The 1,425-nt window shown below is 41.3% G+C and carries 2 protein-coding genes; both read right to left on the reverse strand.

What is annotated here, in order from left to right; genetic code table 11:
• Window positions 1-32: 32 nt before the first annotated feature.
• Window positions 33-872 (reverse strand): IS3 family transposase, encoded by an 840-nt coding sequence (locus JMX50_RS13115; protein WP_227671078.1) that lies wholly within the window; start codon window positions 870-872, stop codon window positions 33-35.
• On the reverse strand, window positions 860-1,381 hold the full coding sequence (locus JMX50_RS13120) for a helix-turn-helix domain-containing protein (protein WP_201564789.1): 522 nt from the start codon (window positions 1,379-1,381) through the stop codon (window positions 860-862). Before JMX50_RS13120 ends, JMX50_RS13115 begins: the two co-directional genes overlap by 13 nt.
• Window positions 1,382-1,425: the final 44 nt, after the last annotated feature.

Genomic DNA, 1,425 nt, shown 5'->3' on the forward strand with positions numbered 1-1,425 from the left:
TGAACTGACCCCCAAATGTTGGACGGTTTAGTTTACCCCAAGGACTGAGTTCTGTATTGCACAGGACTCAGTCCTTTTAATTTAAGTTGAATACGCTCATGATTATAATAATGCATATAGTCATGAATCTGTTGTTCTAACTGCTCAATCGTTTTCGGTTTCTCAATATAAATTGTCTCGCACTTCAGCGTACCGAAGAACCCCTCTATCAGTGCATTATCTAAGCAGTTGCCTTTTCTGCTCATACTTTGCTTAATTCCATGCTGTTTAAGCGTCGTGCTAAACGGTTTCATTTGATAATGCCACCCTTGATCTGAATGCAGCATTAATCTCTTATCACGGCACGCCTTTGTCTTATCTAAAGCACTAGCTAGCATCTTACCAACTAAGTCATAAGTGGGTCTCTTTGAGAGCGTATAGGTGATGATCTCATTGTTATAACAATCAAGTATGGGTGACAAATACAGCTTATCATCACCCACCTTAAACTCAGTAATATCTGTAAGCCAGCGTGTGTTCGGTTTATCTGCATGATACTGGCGCTTCAAATAGTTCTTCGCAATCTTGCCTTGTTGTCCTTTGTAAGATCGGTACTTCTGACGTCTTATCTTTGCGCTAAGCTTCATGTTACGCATCAGCTTAGCGATGAGCTTATGGTTATGATAAACCCCTAACTGCTTTAGCGCGGCCGTGACTCTACGATAACCATACCTGCCTTTATGCTTGTGGTATATCTGAGCAATATGATGTTTTAAGTCTGCATATTTGTCTTTAACATCAAACTGACACCTATGGTAGTAAAAGACACTCTTAGCCATCTTAGCGATGTTTAGCAAAGCCGATAAAGGGTGCTCTTGTCTTAGTCCTTCGATGAGCCTTGCTTTTTCAAAGCTTGTTTCTTCTTCTGTTTGAGCAAGGCATCCAGCTTTTTTAGGTAGGCGTTCTCCGCACGTAGGTACTCATTCTCACGCTTAAGCTCTGCTAGCGTCTTTTCATCATCTGGCTTGTCTGTAATAAAGGGTTTACTCATGGCGGTTCTACCTTTAGGTTTGGATATTAGTCCAGACATACCATAAAGCCGATACGCTTTGTGCCAGTGGCTAATTAAGGCCGGTGAGCTGATGTTAAACGTTAGAGCGACCTCGGATTGACTTAATCCTTCCTTAAGCATGGTCGTAATCACGTGATGTTTAAACTCACTGCTGTATTTGGCCTTACTTGTCTTTGGCTTAATGGCATCTATGCCACCGCTTTGGTATTGTTTAACCCATTTTTGTACAAGTTTCGAATCTACTTTAAACTTCTCACTTGTGGCAAGTCCGGTATGTCCTTGCCGATAGTATGCGATGACTTTTATCTTAAAGTCTAGGTCGTAATGCATAAAAATACCCCATAAGTTGTGTCCAACTTATGGGGTTCAGTTCA

It is taken from the genome of Psychrobacter maritimus (genome assembly GCF_904846345.1).
GTDB lineage: Bacteria > Pseudomonadota > Gammaproteobacteria > Pseudomonadales > Moraxellaceae > Psychrobacter > Psychrobacter maritimus.

Bases quoted from the DNA above. Each gene is read 5' to 3' on its own strand.
- JMX50_RS13120 (WP_201564789.1), bottom strand. From the start codon at position 1,381: ATGCATTACGACCTAGACTTTAAGATAAAAGTCATCGCATACTATCGG.